Origin of the sequence: Paraburkholderia phenoliruptrix, assembly GCF_019511605.1 — a bacterium.
GTDB lineage: Bacteria > Pseudomonadota > Gammaproteobacteria > Burkholderiales > Burkholderiaceae > Paraburkholderia > Paraburkholderia phenoliruptrix_A.
The window spans coordinates 90,653-107,704 of record NZ_JAEUAV010000022.1 but is presented as its reverse complement, the minus strand read 5'-3'; the positions used below and the strand labels follow the sequence as shown (position 1 = coordinate 107,704).

At 66.2% G+C, this 17,052-nt stretch carries 11 protein-coding genes; 7 read left to right on the top strand and 4 right to left on the bottom strand.

Annotated elements, in window-relative coordinates; all coding sequences use genetic code 11:
* Positions 1-192: 192 nt before the first annotated feature.
* Together JNB89_RS23695 and JNB89_RS23690 are read left to right on the top strand one after the other, a co-directional pair.
* On the top strand, positions 193-660 hold the full coding sequence (locus JNB89_RS23695) for an Lrp/AsnC family transcriptional regulator (protein ID WP_013339585.1): 468 nt from the start codon (positions 193-195) through the stop codon (positions 658-660).
* 119 nt (positions 661-779) lie between these two features.
* Entirely contained in the window at positions 780-1,007 is a 228-nt protein-coding gene (locus tag JNB89_RS23690) for a hypothetical protein (protein ID WP_027212274.1), read from the top strand.
* A 207-nt stretch (positions 1,008-1,214) separates the two neighbouring features.
* Here JNB89_RS23690 and JNB89_RS23685 read toward each other — a convergent pair whose 3' ends face one another.
* Positions 1,215-3,722 (bottom strand): FUSC family protein, encoded by a 2,508-nt coding sequence (locus JNB89_RS23685; RefSeq protein ID WP_220363802.1) that lies wholly within the window; start codon positions 3,720-3,722, stop codon positions 1,215-1,217.
* Between the two features lie 234 nt (positions 3,723-3,956).
* Between JNB89_RS23685 and recC the strand changes: the two genes are divergently transcribed.
* From recC to arfB, 4 genes are read left to right on the top strand one after another with little or no spacing between them, the layout of a single operon-like run.
* Entirely contained in the window at positions 3,957-7,334 is a 3,378-nt protein-coding gene (gene recC, locus JNB89_RS23680) for an exodeoxyribonuclease V subunit gamma (protein WP_220363801.1), read from the top strand.
* A complete protein-coding gene (gene recB / locus JNB89_RS23675; protein ID WP_220363800.1) occupies positions 7,331-11,029 on the top strand; it encodes an exodeoxyribonuclease V subunit beta in 3,699 nt (1,232 codons plus the stop codon). The genes recC and recB overlap by 4 nt, the downstream gene beginning before the upstream one ends.
* Positions 11,026-13,245, top strand: a complete 2,220-nt coding sequence (locus JNB89_RS23670) for an AAA family ATPase (RefSeq protein ID WP_220363799.1) — start codon at positions 11,026-11,028, stop codon at positions 13,243-13,245. The genes recB and JNB89_RS23670 overlap by 4 nt, the downstream gene beginning before the upstream one ends.
* 41 nt (positions 13,246-13,286) lie before the next feature.
* Positions 13,287-13,694: an alternative ribosome rescue aminoacyl-tRNA hydrolase ArfB gene (gene arfB / locus JNB89_RS23665; protein WP_220363798.1), complete on the top strand. Its 408-nt coding sequence runs from the start codon at positions 13,287-13,289 to the stop codon at positions 13,692-13,694.
* 125 nt (positions 13,695-13,819) lie between these two features.
* Here the strand turns inward: arfB and JNB89_RS23660 are convergent, their stop codons facing one another.
* The gene (locus JNB89_RS23660; protein WP_223216840.1) at positions 13,820-15,136 is read right to left on the bottom strand and encodes an EAL domain-containing protein; all 1,317 of its coding nucleotides are present in this window, start codon (positions 15,134-15,136) and stop codon (positions 13,820-13,822) included.
* 549 nt (positions 15,137-15,685) lie between these two features.
* Here JNB89_RS23660 and JNB89_RS23655 point away from each other — a divergent pair.
* Positions 15,686-15,976, top strand: coding sequence for a putative quinol monooxygenase (locus JNB89_RS23655; RefSeq protein ID WP_013339577.1), 291 nt, complete (start codon positions 15,686-15,688; stop codon positions 15,974-15,976).
* A 127-nt stretch (positions 15,977-16,103) separates the two neighbouring features.
* On the opposite strand, the gene JNB89_RS23650 is transcribed toward JNB89_RS23655, so the two are convergent.
* Together JNB89_RS23650 and JNB89_RS23645 are read right to left on the bottom strand one after the other, a co-directional pair.
* Positions 16,104-16,361 carry a hypothetical protein gene (locus tag JNB89_RS23650; RefSeq protein ID WP_013339576.1) on the bottom strand — a complete coding sequence of 86 codons (258 nt, stop codon included), beginning with the start codon at positions 16,359-16,361 and terminating at the stop codon, positions 16,104-16,106.
* Positions 16,362-16,597: 236 nt separating this feature from the next.
* Entirely contained in the window at positions 16,598-16,843 is a 246-nt protein-coding gene (locus JNB89_RS23645) for a hypothetical protein (RefSeq protein ID WP_220363797.1), read from the bottom strand.
* Positions 16,844-17,052 lie beyond the last annotated feature (209 nt).

Sequence of the window (17,052 nt, the reverse complement as noted above, 5' to 3'; positions counted from 1 at the left end):
GTGGCGCACGCTTGCGCAAACGACTCGGGTGACCGGGCGGAGGAATACAGGTTGTGATCCACGGTGGTTTGAAGGGCAAGAACTGCCGCGTTTTTAGGTCCGAAAGTTATACCGTTTTGTCGGGAGAAAGAGTTTCCATATAATTCCCCTGTCAATTCGAAAAGTAGAATAATTTGCTAAAGGGGTGAGACGATGGGAATGGATATCATCGACCGCAAGTTGCTGGAGCTGTTGCAGGAAGACGCCACCATGCCGATTGCCGAACTGGCGCAGCGCGTGAATCTTTCGCAAACGCCATGCTGGAAGCGGCTGCAGCGACTGAAGGAAACCGGCGTGATCCGCGCGCAAGTGGCGCTTTGCGACGCGCGCAAGCTGGGGGTGGGCACCACGGTATTTGTCGCGGTGCGTACCAACCAGCACACGCAGGAGTGGGCGCAAACCTTCACGCAGGCCGTGCAGGACATTCCCGAGGTGGTCGAGGTCTACCGGATGAGCGGCGAGACGGATTACCTGCTGCGCGTGGTGGTGTCCGACATCGACGACTATGACCGCGTGTACAAACAGTTGATTGCGGCCGTGCCGCTGTACGACGTGAGTTCGAGCTTCGCGATGGAGCAGATCAAGTATTCGACGGCACTGCCGGTGCGCTATAGCGTGTGACGGTCCACGCGCCGACACCGCCGAACTCTGCGGACTGCAAGGCGAGTGCAAGGCGTCCCGGCGTAGAATGCCGCCTTCTCCGCTATCTTCCGCGATTGCCTCGCGGTCCGAGCCGTCTCATGAACAAACCGCCGCGCAAGAAGAACCCGACCTTGGGCATCGCCGTATTTATTGTCGTCGCGGTGCTATTGGTGATCGCCACGCTGTTTTACAACGCGATCAAGGAAAAGCGCGAGTTCGACAGCGAGAACGCACCGGCCGCCTCGATTTCATCGGGCGCGGCCGCCGCCACGGCGACAAGCGCGGCGGCGACGGCTGCCAAACCGGCAAGCGGCACCGCCCAGTAGGCTGGTCGCGGTCACGGTGCATGCCCGCGGGTGGCGTTGGCGCGGGGCAGAAGGCTGAAGGCACGCGGGCAAGGCGCAAGGTTTGGGGCGCGACCCACGAGGCGCCACCCAAGCGGCGCAGCAAATCGGTCACCGCTCATGAGCCGCAACGCATGACGAACCCTGCATCACCACCCCCGCCCGTGCGCTGCACGCGCGCGAACCACTTCACTGATCGGGCAGGCGAATCACGCTCGCGTCCTTACGAATGAGCGCGGCCGCGGCAAGCATCTGTTTGCATTGATGGGCAAGCAGCTTGATGTCGTGCACTGCATCCGCGGAATAGTCCGGCGATTTTTCCGCCTCGACCACCATCGTGTCGAGCTCGCGCGTGAGCATCTTGATCCGTTCGGCCTGGTCGGCGGGCGGCGCCGTCCCTGCCTCGGCTTCCGTCAGATTGTCGCGCACGTGGCTCAGCGCCCGCTGCAACGGCTGCAGCGACACACTGTCGGCCTGTTGCGCGGAGGTGCGCAAAAGCGGCGCGGCCGCGGTGATCTGCGAAGCAAGCACGTGGCTGCGCAGGAGCAGCCCGTTGAGCTCCGGCACGAACTTCTGCGCTGACTTCGGTTCGAGCATCATCCGCTGAAACGCCTGACCTAGGTTAGCGAACGCGACGTGCACATTCTTGCGCGCAAGGCGGTAACGATAGTCGCGATCGAGCGCGGTCGCGGCAGCGGCTGCTGCGGCGGACGCGCCGGCTACGGGCTTTGAAGCTGTCGGATTGCTGATCGTCGTAACGGCGGTGGCGGCGACCGTGTCCTCCGCGGCGCGCGCCGCTGCATTTGCTGCTGGATGCGCCGCTGGATTTGCCGTCGGATTCGCCGCTGTGCCTGCCGCTCGCACCGGTCTGTTCGCCGCAGCCAACGCGGGCTTGCCGAACTCGACCGCGGCATCCGCCATCGCCGCGAGCGGCGCACGTGCGCCCGCCTCGGTCACGGTATCGACCACCGCCGCGGCCGGTTTGCCGCTCCACCACCAGCTCGCTTCGAGGAACTGCCGTGTCGCGCTGATCACGTTGTTGACGAGCTTACCCATCAAACGATATTCCCAGTACGGGAACAGGTGGCTCGCGGCAATCGCTATCGCGCAGCCCACCACCGTGTCGATCGCGCGCTCGCCGATAATCCGCATGCTGCCCGGCGCGAGCAGGTGGAACATCAGCAACACATACGAGGAAGTGAACACCACGCTCGCGGTGTAGTTAAAGAGCAGCAGGCTGTAGCTCATCACCATGGACGCGAACATCACCACCAGCAGAATGTGCGGTTCCTTCACGAAGATCATTAGCGCGATGCTCGCCGCACAGCCGATCAATGTACCCACGATCCGCTGGCCGTTGCGCTGCTTGGTGAGCGAATAGCCGGGTTTCAGAATGATGACCGTGGTCATCACGATCCAGTAGGCGTTGGTGAGCGGCAGCAGGCGGCCGAGCCAGAAACCGACCGCGACCGCAATCGTCACGCGCAGCGCGTGACGGAAGCTCGGCGAGGCCATCGTCAGGTTCGAGAAAATCTGGCCGAACGGTACGCGGCGGCTCGAGACGAAGCGGTTCAGCGCCTGGTCGAGGCGCAGTTCGGTTTCGGTGTTGCGCGGATCGCCGGAAAGGCTCCTGCGCATCTTGTCGATCAGACGCGTGGCGCTCCAGATGCGGCGAAACGTGGACGACACCGCCGAGTACGCCTCGGGGTTCTTCGACGGCAACTCCTGCTTGCGCATCACTTCGATCTCGAACTCGATTGCGCGCAGTTCCGCTTTAACGTTGACGCGCGTGCGCGGCGCGTGGTTCTGCAGTACCGCGAGCCCGATTTCCTCCAGGTCCGCGGCGGCCTTGCGGATCAGGTCGCGGTAGAACACCAGCAGGTCCGTGCCGCCAAAGGTGTTGCGCACGAGCGGGTAGTCGGTATGCGCGCCCACGAACAACTCATGCAGATCGACCGTGTTGATGAACAGATTGAACAGCATTGCGCGGCGCGGCTCGAGCTTGCCGCTTTTGAGCTTCGGCAGATTGCGCAGCACGATGTCGCGCGCCGCGTCCTGCCGCTCGACCGCGGCGATCTGCTTGTCGACGAGATTGCGATAGCACTCGTCGAGGTCGTTGTCGAGGTCGTAAAAAGCGGCGCGCGCGAGCAGATAGTCGGCGCATGCAAAGACGCTTTCAGCGAGCGCCTGCTGCTCGATGCGATGCATCATCCAGCGACTCACGGCAGTGGACCAGTACGTGTACCAGAGACCGCCGACGAGAATCCACGACGCATTGACGAGCGCCTGCACCGGAGTGAAGTGCTCCTCCAGCGTCATGATCATCATGAACAGCGTGGCGAAACTGATCTGCGGCCAGCGGTTGCCGTACACCACGATCAGCGAGAGCAGGAAGGTGAGCGGCACCACGGTGCACCACAGCGCCACCGGGTTCACGGTGGCGAGGCCGGTGGCGAGTGCGGCCAGAAAACCGATCACCGAGCACGCCAGCATCTCGTTGTGCTTGTACTTCAGCGGGCCGGGCATGTCGACGACACATGCGCCGAGCGCGCCCGTTGCAATCGTGAAGCCGAGCTCGCGATTGTTGAACACGATCAGGCACAGCACCGCTGGCAGGGACACGCCGACCGCGATGCGCAGGCCGCCATAGAAATACTGGCTGTAGACGAATTTTTTTATTTCGACTGAATAGCGCATCGACTGCCTGGTTTTATTCACTGACAAAAACGGTGGACGGGCGGTGGACGGCATAAGCTCGCGGACAGCCGCAAAACTGCCGACGAGTCTAACTGATTTTGTGTCTGATCTGACCTCGTCCATTCGGCCAGGTTCTGCGCGGCGAGCGGCTTTGTTATGCTGTCGCTTCAATGTCTGCCGCGGCCCGCGCGTTTGTCGCGAACGCGGCAAAGCCACGCCGCCTTGCCGGGACCCATGCTTCAGATCTTCTATTCGAACCGTTATGAAACGCTTGTCAGGGCGCTGCTCGACGACCTCGGGCAAGCGCCGTCCGACCCATGGACCGCGCAGCCCGTGATCGTCCCGAGCGCAGCCGTGCGGCGGCGGCTCGAACTGGACATTGCCGCGCGCCAGGGCATCTGCGCGAACGTCAGCTTCGGCTATCTCGCGCAATGGCTGTGGGCACAGATCGGCGGCGTGATCGAGGTGCCGCGCCATTCGCCGTTCGCGCCGGATCGGCTCGTGTGGCGTTGTTACCGGCTGCTGGGCAGCGCAGACCCGGCATTGCCGTGGAATGAGTCGCCGCGTCTTCGCACCTATCTGGACGCAGCCGATCCGTCCATGCGCTATGAACTCGCGCGCCGCGTCGCAACCGTGCTCGACCACTATCTGACCTATCGCCCGGAATGGCTGCTGCAATGGCAAAAGGGCGGTTCGATTTTCGCGAGCGGCGCTGCGGACGACACGGGCCCGCGCCTCGTCGGCGCAAGCGAGGCCGCGCGCGAAGACGAGCGCTGGCAGGCGGCGCTGTGGCGTGCCGTGCTGACCGAACTGGCCGGCGATGCACGAACGCCCGCGGCCGCGCTGCCGCCTGCCTACCGGTTTCTCGACGAGATCGTCACGCTCGACCTGGACGCGATTGCAAACGCGAACTGGCCCGAAGCGGTGAGCGTGTTTGCGCTGCCCACCATGCCGCCGTTGCACGTTGCCTTGCTGCGTGCGTTGTCGCGTTGGGTGGACGTGCGTCTGTACGTGATGAATCCGTGCCGCGAATTCTGGTTCGACGTGGTGAGCGAAGGCCGCAAGCAGGCGCTCGACGCAGCCGGCCGGCTCGATTATCAGGAAGTGGGTCATCCGCTGCTTGCCGAATGGGGCCGTCAAACGCAGGCGCAGTTGCACATGCTGCATGAACTCACCGAAAGCGCGGCCTCGAGCGAGACCGGCGACTTCACTGAAAATCCCGAGCCGAGCTGGCTGGCCGCCGTGCAGAACGGCATTCTCGATCTGCGTTCCGAGACGCAGGCAGACGAATTGCCTTATGAGCATGGCATTGAGGTTCATGTGTGCCACAGCCTCTCGCGGCAGCTTGAAGTGCTGCACGATCGACTGCTTGGGTGGTTCGACGAATTCGACGACCTGCAGCCGTCCGACGTGCTGGTCGCGGTATCCGATCTTGCTGCCGCCGGCCCATTGATCGACGCCGTGTTCGGCACAACGCCAGCCGGCGACACTCGCCGCATCCCGTACCGGATTACCGGCTTGCCGCCTTCGCAGGCCAATCCGGTTGCGCGTCTGTTGCTCGACTGGCTCGCGTTGCCCGAGCGCAGTGTCGGCGCGCCGGATCTGATTGAATGGCTGCGCGTGGACGCGGTCGCGGTGCGTTACGGCATCGACGCCGGTTCGCTCGAAGCGGCGCAGGAATGGCTCGCGGCGGCCGGCGCGCGGCGCGGGCTGGCGCCGCAAGAGCCGAGCGGCGAGCACGTGCCGGTGCCGCGTCACACGCTCGCCGATGCGCTGACCCGTTTGTACCTCGGCTATGCGATGCCCGATGGCGGCGAGCCCGTGGACGCATGGCTGCCGGTCGCGGGCGCGGATGGCTCTGACGCAGAACTGCTCGGCCGTCTGTCGCGTTTCGTTGACGACATCGACGCCTTCGCGACCCGTTGCGCGAGCGAACAGACACCTGCGCAGTGGACCCAGTTGCTGCTCGACACGCTCGGGCAGTGTTTCGACGGCGGCGTGGAGTTCGCGGAGTCGCTTGCCGCGTTGCGCGACGCGATCGACAAGATGAGCGACGCGATGCAGGCCGGCGCGCGCGAAGTCACGATGCCCGCCGCAGTGGTGCGCGGCGCGCTCGCAGAGGCGCTCGACGACCCTGCACGCGGCGGCGTGCCTTGGGGCAGCGTGACCTTTTCGTCGCTCACCAGTCTGCGCGGCTTGCCGTACCGCGTTGTCTGTCTGCTCGGCATGGACGACGGCGTGCTGCCGAGCCTCGCGCGTGCCGACGAGTTCGACCTCATGGCGGCCTTCGGCAAGGCCGGCGACAGACAGCGCCGCGACGGCGAGCGCAATCTCTTTCTCGATCTGCTGCTCGCCGCACGTAGCCGTCTTTTTATCGCTTATACGGGGCGCAGCATTCGCGACAATGCGCCGTTGCCGCCGGCTGCGCTCGTCGACGAGTTGCTCGATTATCTGGCGCAGGTGTCGGCGGGCGAGGGTGCGAGTCCCGCGCAGGTCGAGGAGGCGCGCCGCGCGTTCATTGTCGATCATCCGCTGCAGGCGTTCGCAGCCGAGTACTTCGCCGCGCAGCCCGAGCTTTTCACTTACGACGCCGATCGCGCCGAACTCGCCACCTTGCTGGCCGCGCCGCAGCCGAAAAACGCCGCGCCGTTCTTCGAGGACCCGCTGCCGCCGGAAGAGTCCGCCCCCGTCGCGTTCGACGATTTTGTGCGTTTCTGGCGTCATCCGGCGCGCGCGCTGCTGCGCGATCGCCTCGGCATTGTGTTGTCCGACGCACAAGGCGAGTTGCTCGACACCGAGCCGTTCGAACTGGACTATGCGGGGCGGGATGCATTGGCGGAGCGTCTGTTGCCAGTGCTGCTCGATACGGACAGCGAAGACGGCGAGCTCGTGTTCGAACGCGTGCGGCGCGTGGCCGAGGCGAGTCCCGAATTGCCCGGCGGTGCGACCGGCGCCGTGTGGCGCGCGCGCGAACTCGGCGCGTTGCGGCAACTGGCCGACAGCGTGCGCCGCGAGGTGGCTTCGGGTGTGGGACGCCTGCCGTTCGTGCTGGATGTCGCGCCGCGCTGGCCCGATCGCGCCGAGCTGGCGGGCGAGCTTTTCGGCCGCCACGACGAAGCGCTTCGCGAAGCCGCAGAAGCGCCGCTGCAATTGCACGGCACGTTGAATCTGCTGACGGGAAGCGGGCAAGTGATCTTTCGCTACGCTAAACCCACCGCGCGCGACTACCTCTCGGCCTGGCTTGCGCATCTCGCCTATTGCGCGGCGCTGCCGGATGGTCCGCGCCGCACGGTCTGGCATGGCAGCGGCGAGAGCTTCGAGCTCGCGCCGGTTGCGGCACCGCTCGACGAACTCGCGCCGCTCGCTGCGCTTTTCATCGCAGGGCGCAGACTGCCGCTGCGCTTTTTCCCGAAAAGCGCGTGGGCCAAGGTGAGCGAGAGCGACTCGGCGGCGCAGGGCGTATGGATCAACGACCGCGTGCGCGGCGAGTCGGACGACCCGGCTTTGCGCATTGCGCTGCGAGGCACGCCGCTTACGCTCGACGAACCGTTCGGCAGTCTCGCGTCCATCGTGTTCAAGCCGTTGCTGCAGCATGTGCGGAGCGCCTCATGAGCGCATTGCATCGTCATGCGTCAGTGGCCGAAGAGCTCGACGTCTTCGCGTGTTCGCTCGAGGGCGTCAATCAGATCGAGGCGTCGGCGGGAACCGGCAAGACCTGGAACATTTGTGCGCTCTACGTGCGCCTGCTGCTCGAAAAAAATCTGAACGCCGATCAGATTCTCGTCGTGACTTTCACGAAGGCCGCGACCGCGGAGCTTCACGAGCGCATTCGCGGGCGTCTTGCCGAGCTGCATCGCGCAATCGAAATGGACGACGACGGCGGCGATCCGTTCATCCGCCGGCTGTTCGAAACGACGCTGGCGCCTGAGCGCGGCGTCGACCGCGAGGCGGCGGCCAAGGTCGTGCGCCGCGCGCTGCGCACGTTCGACCAGGCGGCGATCCACACGATTCACGCGTTCTGCCAGCGCGCGCTGCAGGAGGCGCCGTTCGCGGCTGCCATGCCGTTCGCGTTCGAAATGGAAGCCGACGACGCCGCGTTGCGCTTCGAAATGGCGGCCGATTTCTGGCGCGAGCAGATCGAGCCGGTCGCGCACGCGCATCCTGCTTTCGCAGCGTGGCTGGTGGCAAAGCGCGCGGGCCCCGCGTCGCTGGATGAACAGCTTGCGCGGCGTTTGAAGAAGCCGTTGGCCCAATTGCGCTGGGGAACCGCGGGCGCGCAGGCGGGCGCCGATCCGCAAGCCAGTTTCGACGCCGCGTGCGAGCTGTGGCATGCGGAGCGCGATGCGATTGTGAGCCTGCTCGCCGACGCACAGGACCGCTTGAGCAAGACCTCTCACAAGCCCGATCACGTGAGCGCCGCGATTGCCGCTTGGACCGAATATTTCGCGCAAGGCGATTGCCATGCGCCGCCGCCGCGAGCCGCCCTCAAGCTGACGGCGTCCGCGCTGAAGAAGGCCACGCGGGTCAAGTTCGATCCGCCCGAGCACGCGTTCTTCGAGCACGCCGAAGCGCTCGCTGCGGCCGTCGTCGCGGCGGAAGCGGCGCAGCGCGCGCGCTGGCTTGAACTGGTGCAGATCTGGCTCGACTACGCGCCTGCCGAGCTGGTGGCGCGCAAGCGCACGCGTCGCGTCGTTTCGTTCGACGATCTGTTGTCGAACCTGTATCGGGCTCTTGCCGCGCACCCGTGGTTGGCCGAGGCATTGCGCGCGCGTTATCCGGCCGCGCTGATCGACGAGTTCCAGGATACCGATCCGCTGCAGTTCGCGATCTTCAGCCGCATTTTCTCGCCGGCAGGGCCGCTCTTTCTGGTGGGCGATCCGAAGCAGGCTATTTACAGTTTTCGCGCGGCAGACCTGCATACTTATCTGGCCGCGCGCGAGTCGGCTTCGGCGCGTTATACGCTCGCCGTCAATCAGCGTTCGACGGCGCCCATCGTCGAAGCTTGCAATCGCATTTTCGAAGCGAATCCGCGGGCCTTCGTGCTGGACGGGCTCGACTATCAGCCGGTGCGCGCGGGCGAACGGCGCAGGCCGCCTTTCTCCGATCCGCAGGCAGGCGAGGGCGACTTGCGCATCTGGCTATTGCCGCCTGGCGAGCGTGCGCTGACCAAGCGCGAGGCGCAGCGCGAAGCGAGCGAAGCGTGCGCGGCCGAGATCGTGCGGCTGTTGCGCGGCGCGCGGGAGGGCACCGTGGCGATCGGCGACGCGCCGCTCGCGCCCGGCAATATCGCGGTTCTCGTGCAAACGCACAAGCAGGGCAGTCTGATCAAACGGGTGCTGGCGGCGTGGGGCGTCGGCAGTGTGGAGCTGGCGCAGGCCTCGGTGTTTGCAACGCCCGACGCGGAGCAGATCGAGCGCGTGCTCGCCGCTGTCGACACGCCCGGCGACCTGCGCCGTCTGCGCGCTGCGCTCGCAACCGACTGGCTCGGACTCGATGCCGCCGCACTCTGGCGTCTCGAACAGGTTGCGGACGCGCCCGCTGTCGCCAACGACCCCGCGCATGCCGCCGACGCAATGGGCTGGGTCGAGCGCTTCTCGCGCTATCGCACGCTCTGGCACGAGCGCGGCTTTGCCGTGATGTGGCGCACGCTGATGCGCGAACTGCGCGTCGCGCAACGACTAGTCGCCGCGCCGGACGGCGAGCGGCGTCTGACCAACGTCAATCATCTTGCCGAACTCGTGCAGGCGCGCGCAGCTACGCAGCCGGGCATTGCGCCGACCTTGCGCTGGCTCGCCGCGCAGCGCGCCCAGGGCGGCGGGGAAGAAGCGCAGTTGCGGCTCGAGTCGGACCGCAACCTCGTGCAGATCGTCACCGTGCACAAGTCGAAGGGGCTCGAATATGCGGTCGTGTTCTGTCCGTTTCTCAACGACGGCGGGTTGCGCGAGCCGCCTTCGTCGGGTTTGCCGGACGCACGCGAGTATCACGACGACGGCGGCGGCGCAGTGCTGCACTACGGCTGCGACGACGAAGAGGCCGAGCGCGCGGCCCGTCACGCCGCGCGCGAGCAGGCGGCCGAGCGGGCGCGGCTCGTCTATGTCGCGCTCACGCGCGCGGTGTACCGCTGTTATCTGGTCGCCGGCACGTATCTGTCGTCGCGCTCGACGAAGGAATCGCGGCGCAGCGTATTGAACTGGCTGGTGGCTGGCAGTGGCCATGACTTCGACGGCTGGCTCGCCGAGCCGCCGGACGAAGCAGCATTGTCGGCGCGCTGGCAGGCGCTCGCGGGCGGACCGATTGCTTTGCAGCCGCTGCCCAAGGTGGAGCGACGCGTGCCGCTCGAGAGCATGCTGGAAAGCGGCGTGGATAAACGCGCTCGCGCGAGTCGCCGTGCGTTGCGCGATCAGTGGCGCATGGCGAGTTTCAGCGGGCTGATTGCCGCGGGCAGCAAGGCCGAGGAAGCTCAGGCGCCGCTCGAGGAAGTGCGCCCGGATCACGACGAACTGGCCGATGCGCTTGCGGCAACGCCGCTGCTGATTCCGCCGTCTGCGGTGCAGACTCCGTCGCTTGCCGCCGACGACATTCTCGGCTTCCCGCGCGGAGCCGCTGCTGGCGAGTGCCTGCATCGGATGTTCGAACTGGCGGACTTCAGCAATCCTGAGAGCTGGCCGGACGCGATTCGCGGTGCGTTGCGCGAGCGCCCCGCACCGGCGTCGCCCGAGCTTGCTGCGCATCTGCCGGCGATGATGCACAAGCTGCTGGCAGACGTGGTCGACACGGAGCTCGTGGACGGCATGAGGCTTCGGCAGCTGGATCCACGGCGGCGTCTGAACGAACTGGAGTTTCTGTTCGCCGCTCCAGCGCTCGACTTCGCCGCGCTGCGCGAGTTGCTGGTCGGCCACGGCTATCCGGACGTGGCGCTGGAGCCGGGCATGCTGCGGGGTTTCGTCAAGGGATTTATCGACATGATCGTCGAGCATGACGGGCGTTTCTGGATCGTCGACTGGAAGTCGAACCATCTGGGCGACACGGCGCAAGATTACGCCGCCGCGCCGCTCGAAGCGGCGATGGCGAGTCACGCCTATCACCTGCAGGCGCTGCTTTATACGGTGGCTTTGCATCGCTACCTGAAAACGCGGGTGCGCGATTACTCGTACGAGACGCATATTGGCGGATATCTGTATCTTTTCGTGCGCGGCGTGCGTCCGCAGTGGCGCGACGCCCAAGGCCCGGCCGGCGTGCATGCGAGACGGCCGGCGTTCGAGCTCGTGGCATTGCTCGACGCGGCAATGATCGGGGGCGGCGTATGAGCACGTTCGATCAGGGTGCAGCCGCGCCGCTGCTGCTGGAGGATATCGGCGTCAATCTGCCCGCGCCGGCCGATTTCAGTATTGCGCTCGCGGAGGGTTTCGCGCGTCGCATCGGCGCGTTGGCGCGACGCGGCGGAGCCTCGGGCGAGGCGGTGAAATGGGCGGCGCGCGCGGCTTTCGCGGCGAGCCGCGCGACAGCCGAAGGGCACGTATGCGTGCCGCTCGGGGCGCTCGCGCATCGTTTCGACGCGTCCGCCGCCGAGGTGCGCGCTGCGCTGTTTGCGAGCGGCATGGCGAGCGACGGGGCGCGCGCCACGGCGGCGCTGCGGCCGCTCGTTATAGACGGGCAGGGCCGCTTGTATCTCGCCCGTTACTATGATTTCGAGCGGCGTCTGGCGAGGGCGCTGGTCGGACATGCGGCGGGCGAAGCCGAGGCTAATGCCGACGGCAACGTTGGCGGCAGAGCGGGCGCCGGTATCAGTGGCGACGCCGACGCGGCCGCCGGCGCCAACTCGACCACCAACACCAGCGCCCCCCAAACCCTGCACCAGCGGCTACTGCGTTACTTCGGCCCTCCGGCGGACGACGAAGTGGACTGGCAGCGCGTGGCCGCGGTCATGGCGCTCTCCGGACGTCTCACCATTGTCAGCGGCGGTCCGGGCACGGGCAAGACCACGACTGTGGTCGGCCTGCTCGCGTGCCTGCTGGACGCGCGCGCCGATCTGCGGATCGCGCTTGCTGCGCCCACTGGCAAGGCGGCGCAACGCATGCAGGAAGCCTTGCTCGCGCGCGCTAACGCTTTGCCGCCCGAACTGGCCGCGCGTCTGCCGCAGACGTCCTATACGTTGCATCGTCTGCTCGGCTCGGGGCCGGGCGGGCGCTTCCGGCATCATCGCGACAATCCGTTGCCTTACGACGTGGTGGTGATCGACGAGGCGTCGATGATCGACGTCGCGATGGCCGCTCATCTGCTCGACGCCATTGCTCCGCATACGCGCCTCGTGATGCTCGGCGACAAGGACCAGCTCGCCGCGGTGGAAGCCGGTGCTGTGTTTGCCGAGTTGAGCGCGCGAGCGGCGTTCAGCGCGCGCGGCGTGAGGCGAATTGCCGAAGCGCTGGGCATCGACGAGGCTCGGCTCACGCGTTCGCTGCCGCAACCGGCAAGCAGCCTGGACGCACAGCCGGACTACTGGGCGCAGCCAGACGACACAGTCGATTACCCACCCGACGTCCGCGACGGCCCGCCCGACGATCTGTTCGCCGGACTGGATCCAGCACACGACTCGCGCGAACCACGCAGCGAAGGTTTTGCCGAGCGAGCTGACCTGCACACTGAGCGGATAACCGACGCGGGCAGCTTCGTGCCCGGCCAGTCATCCTCCGGACCGCTCAACCCGCTCGCCGATTGCGTCGTCTGGCTTGAGCGCAACTATCGCTTTGGGCTCGACTCGCCGATTGGCCGCTTGTCGCTGGCAATTCGCAACGGCGAGGCGAGCGCCGCACTGGAAGTGCTGCTCGCCGACGCCACACAACATGCGGCCGCGCTTCACGAAGACACGCACGCGACACTCGCCGAGCGCACCGTCGAGCGCCTCGCCGCCGGTTTTGGGCCGTATGCCGACGCGCTGACCGTCGCGCTCGCCCAGGCCACGCCGGACCCATCGCCGCTTTTTGACGCGCTCAATCGCTTTCGTGTGCTATGTGCGACCCGCTCGGGCGCGCGCGGCGTCGATCAGGTGAACGCGTCGATGGCAGCGCAGGTGCGGCGCGCGGCCGGTATCACGCTCGCAGTCGGCGCGCAGTGGTTCGCCGGGCGGCCCGTAATGGTGACGCGCAACGACTATGCGCTGGGACTTTTCAATGGCGACATTGGCATTGCGTTGCCGGGCGCGGACGGCACGCTGCGGGTTTACTTCAGGACCGGTGACGGCGGGTTGCGAGCGGTGTCGCCGGCCGCACTGCCGCCGCACGACACCGCATTTGCGCTCACCGTTCACAAGTCGCAGGGCTCGGAATTCGAACACGCGGTATTGATGCTGCCGCCCGCCTTCAGCAGGGTGCTCTCGCGCGAACTGGTTTATACGGCGATCACGCGGGCTCGCGAGCGCGTCGAGATTATCGGCGCACGCGCCGTGCTGGCGCAGGCGATTGCAACGCCGACGCAGCGCGACTCCGGTCTCGCCGCGCGAATCGCGGAGGCGGCGCGCGGCCGTTAGCGGCGCGCCGCCTCCGCATCGCCGTATACACTGGCAGCACCATGACATCCCGCTATTCCATTCCGTTGCACGAAGTCGAGCTGACCGCGGTACGCGCGCAGGGCGCCGGTGGCCAGAACGTCAACAAGGTTTCGAGCGCCATTCGGCTGCGCTTCGACGTGCGCGCTTCGTCGTTGCCGGACGTGCTGAAAATGCGTCTGCTGGCGCTGTCCGACCGCCGCATCACGCGCGACGGCGTGGTGGTCATCAAGGCTCAGGAGCACCGGACTCAGGACCTGAACCGCGCGGCGGCGCTCGCGCGGCTCGACGAGCTCGTGGAGAGCGTGAGCGTCACGCGCAAGCCTCGCGTTGCAACGCGGCCGACGCGCGCATCGAAGATGCGGCGCCTCGAAGGCAAGTCACGCCGCAGCGAGATCAAGTCGGGCCGCGCGCGGGTCGACGATTCGTGAGCGATTGACGGGCGGATCAACCGGCGACTAACCGGCGACCAACGATAGATCAATGAGCGACCGACTATAGACCACCAGCGATCAACGAGGCCGTCCGCCGGCGCGCGCTGCCGCGCCAGACCCGACTAACTGCGTCGGCTCGTCGCGCCCGTCGGCCCCGTCGACGCCATCGGCACGAAGTCGACGCACAGCACGTGCGTGTTGCCTTCGCGCTCGAATGCGAGCGCCGCGGTGTAGCAGTCGTCGCCGTCCGCGAGCGAGTAATGCGGGCCCATCATCGCGACCCGGCCGCGCGCGGCGAGCGCGTGCTTCAGATATGAGCGCCGCGACCAGTTGCTGCGTGCGGCGCCCGTGAGCGGCGCGAGCCGCTGCGCGAGCGTCGGCACCGACGCGGCCGTGACCGATGCCTGGGTCTGCTGACCATGCTCGTCGGTAATGAACACGCGGCGCGCTTCGCGTAGATGCCAGACCTTCTGCGCCGCCTGCGCCAGATCGCCGGTCGCCTGATATACCCCGGCCGCGGCGGCTACCGCTTCAGCGAAGCCCTCGAAGCCTAGCTGCTTGTGGCGCGCGTGCGCAAGCTCGTAGTCGGCGAACTTGCTCCACATCGACGCGATCTGCGCGGGCACGTCCGCCGTGGCCGCCTCGATCGAACCGTTAGGCTGGCCAAGCCAGAAACCCTGGACGAAATCGACGTCGGCCTGCATCAGGATCATCAATTCCTCGTCCGTTTCGACGCCCTCGGCCAGCACCAGCGTGCCGGACTGATGCAGCATCGCAATCAGATGGCCGATCATCGAATCGTCGCCTTCGCGCTTGCCGGCGCGCGCGACGAGCGACCGGTCGAGCTTGACGATATCCGGGCGGAAGCGCCATACGCGGTCGAAGTTCGAGAAGCCGGTGCCGAAGTCGTCGATCGCGATCAGGAAGTCGCGCGGTTGCGACGCGGCCAGCATGCTTGCGACGGCGGACTCGTCGTCGGCGGGCTGCTCGAGCACTTCGATCACGATGCGCTCCTGCGGCAAGCCGAAATGCGCGGAAAGCTCGTCGATAAAGGTCCGCTGCGGCCAGCCGGTTTCGAACACCTGTGGTCGCGTGTTCAGAAAGAGCCAGCCGCTGGCAATGCCTTGCTCCATGAAATTCGCCACGTGCAGGCAACGCGCGATGCGGTCGAGCTCGCGCGCGTCCGCCGCCGAGCGCGTGCCGGAGAACAGCACCTCGGGCGAGACAGGCAAACCGACCGGATCGAACGCGCGCAACAGCGCCTCATAGCCGACCACGCACTGATGCGTGACCGACAGCACCGGCTGGAACACGCTGTGCAGCGTGAGCGCGCGCCATGTCGCGCTCCAGCCGGACTCGTCCCGGACCAGATGCGGCAGCAGGCCGCTCAGACTCAGTTCGCTGACAGATGGCATAAAGGCGGGCATGAGAGCGGACATGGTGGCATCGCGGCAATCGGGTGACGGGGCGCGCGCGCGACTGCGGCGCACAGCGGATGCGCAACGGAATACTCGGCCGGAACGCCCGCATGGCGAGCCGCATTGAACCCTGGAACGCGAAGAGCGGTGCCAGCCATGCGGGACTCCGGCGGAGCGGTCAAAAATGAGTCTAGCAGCATGCGGCTTGCATGAATGTGCGGGTTGTCACAGAGGCGCCGCGCGGCAGCGCCACGCCTCACATCGGGTTGCGGCGGGGGGATGACGCAGCCGCCTTGCCTCGCGTTGGATCTGCGAGGCCTGCTGCGGTGCCTGGTCGGTCGATCCGCGCCGATCGCGACGGATCGCCATCAGCTATCTGTAAGCTTGCATGAGGCGAGGGTAGCAGGGCGGCTCGTGAATGCCCGCCAAACTCCAGGCGGCGACGGTGCTCAGATGTTAGCTGCGGGTACACGCGCGTGGCTGCCTGCGGACGCTCGGCGGGTGCGCGCCTGCCTGCAGCACGGGCGGGCAATGGGTATGCTGCTGCTTTTCGCAAAACGGAGAGCAAGAATGGCGGAAATCGCGGTGGTCGCAATTTCGGTGGCAAAACCCGGCTACGAGGAGCAGTTGCGCAAGGCGCTAGAAGGCATTGTCGGGCCGACGCGCAACGAGCCCGGCGCATTGCAGTACGACCTGCACCGCGACGTGCAGGAGCCGCGCCGGTTCGTGTTTTTCGAGCGCTGGACCAGTCAGGAGGCGCTGGCGGCTCACGCGAAATCCGCGCACATTACGGCGTATAAGGCGGCGGTGGCGGATTGGGTCGAACACGCGGAAATCCGCGTCGTGTCGAAGATAGCGTAGGGCGTTGGTGTAGGGCTCGGGCGGGCGCTGCTGCAACGGCGGCGGCCCCGGGTCGGCGCGAGTCGCGCGGCGCTAGTCGCCGCTATATCCGCCGCTGCTGCAGGCCGCTCGTGGCCGGCCGCTGCCCTCAATGTGCGGCTTGCGGCACGTCGAGAATCAGGATGATGGTCCAGTCGGCGTCGCCATCATGATGATACTGGCGTTCCGCGACGATGAACGGCTGCTGCTTGCCGTCCGGGCCGAGAAACAGCACGTCGCCTTCCATCGGCAGGCATTCGACGGGCGGCAGCGCAAGAAACGCTTCCTGACCGCCGCGCGGCATCAGTTTTTCGATTTTGCGGGATGCTGCTTCAGTCCATTCGATATCTAGCTGGATGTTGCTCATGCTGTCCTCCGCACCAGGGTGCGCACGGGTTAGGGGTTCCGGCGGGCCGCCGGTCCGGTAGGTGCGCGACTTTAGCATACCGGGCAAGGCGAACTCGCCGGGTCCATTGGACAACAAAAAAGCCGGAACCGGTGCTGCCGGCTTCGGCTTTTTCGCTGCACGGCAACGCCGCGCTGCGGACGCGGGGCTCGGCAAACGCTCGACCAGGCGCTCGGCCGCAGGCCCCTGGATGGCGCTTACGAGCTCGACGCGTCGGCTTTTGCTCCCTTCTTATGATGACGGGGCGACCCTTTGTGATGCTTCATCGGCTCGGCCGGTGCGGTTTCCATGGTTTGCTGGCGGTTTTGCAAATCTTGCGCGCGTTGCTCGACGTCGGCGGCTCGCGCGGGGTCGGTACTCATGGTGACGCCGCTTTCCTGCGCATAGGCCGCGCCGGTCATGGCACGCAGAGAAATCAGGATCGCGAGGGACATTTTCTTCATTGCTACCTCCGCAGAGTGGTTGTGGACCCGGTACTTGTCTGTCCATCTGGAAAGACAGTGCATTCTAGCCAGCAATCTCCGCTCCAGCGGCCGGTTTGTAACCGCGAGTGCAATCGGTTACATCCTGTTACTAACGGGCAATGCGCAGTGCTTAAGGCTGCTCGCGAACGGGCTCAAAAGCGTGTCGGTCGAATGTAAGAATCCGCTCG

What these genes read in the sequence shown, in the direction of transcription:
- JNB89_RS23695 (WP_013339585.1), top strand. Translation starts at nt 193, where the DNA reads ATGGGAATGGATATCATCGACCGCAAGTTGCTGGAGCTGTTGCAGGAA.
- JNB89_RS23690 (WP_027212274.1), top strand. Translation starts at nt 780, where the DNA reads ATGAACAAACCGCCGCGCAAGAAGAACCCGACCTTGGGCATCGCCGTA.
- JNB89_RS23685 (WP_220363802.1), bottom strand. Translation starts at nt 3,722, where the DNA reads ATGCGCTATTCAGTCGAAATAAAAAAATTCGTCTACAGCCAGTATTTC.
- recC (WP_220363801.1), top strand. Translation starts at nt 3,957, where the DNA reads ATGCTTCAGATCTTCTATTCGAACCGTTATGAAACGCTTGTCAGGGCG.
- recB (WP_220363800.1), top strand. Translation starts at nt 7,331, where the DNA reads ATGAGCGCATTGCATCGTCATGCGTCAGTGGCCGAAGAGCTCGACGTC.
- JNB89_RS23670 (WP_220363799.1), top strand. Translation starts at nt 11,026, where the DNA reads ATGAGCACGTTCGATCAGGGTGCAGCCGCGCCGCTGCTGCTGGAGGAT.
- arfB (WP_220363798.1), top strand. Translation starts at nt 13,287, where the DNA reads ATGACATCCCGCTATTCCATTCCGTTGCACGAAGTCGAGCTGACCGCG.
- JNB89_RS23660 (WP_223216840.1), bottom strand. Translation starts at nt 15,136, where the DNA reads ATGTCCGCTCTCATGCCCGCCTTTATGCCATCTGTCAGCGAACTGAGT.
- JNB89_RS23655 (WP_013339577.1), top strand. Translation starts at nt 15,686, where the DNA reads ATGGCGGAAATCGCGGTGGTCGCAATTTCGGTGGCAAAACCCGGCTAC.
- JNB89_RS23650 (WP_013339576.1), bottom strand. Translation starts at nt 16,361, where the DNA reads ATGAGCAACATCCAGCTAGATATCGAATGGACTGAAGCAGCATCCCGC.
- JNB89_RS23645 (WP_220363797.1), bottom strand. Translation starts at nt 16,843, where the DNA reads ATGAAGAAAATGTCCCTCGCGATCCTGATTTCTCTGCGTGCCATGACC.